The sequence below is a fragment of the Psychrobacter sp. TB20-MNA-CIBAN-0197 genome, from assembly GCF_040309765.1.
Classification (GTDB): domain Bacteria; phylum Pseudomonadota; class Gammaproteobacteria; order Pseudomonadales; family Moraxellaceae; genus Psychrobacter; species Psychrobacter submarinus.
In genome coordinates, this window is sequence record NZ_JBEOPC010001294.1 from 1 (window position 1) to 241 (window position 241).

General features: G+C 63.1%; 1 protein-coding gene. It reads left to right on the forward strand.

The window, feature by feature from the left end:
* Nucleotides 1–241 (forward strand): superoxide dismutase (locus AAEY83_RS18145; RefSeq protein WP_351061490.1); only part of this gene is annotated, 241 nt, incomplete at both ends.

Genomic DNA, 241 nt, shown 5'->3' on the forward strand with positions numbered 1-241 from the left:
TGGAAAAACTTGTCGCCAGCGTCCAGCAACTGCCGGAAAAGCTTCGCGCGGCGGTGATCAATCAGGGCGGCGGTCACGCCAATCACTCGCTGTTCTGGGAAGTGATGGTGCCCAACGGAGGCGGCAAGCCCGACGGCGCGCTGGCCACGGCTATTGATGAGCAACTGGGCGGACTCGACAGTTTCAAGGAAGCCTTCACCAAGGCCGCGCTGACCCGTTTCGGCAGCGGTTGGGCCTGGCT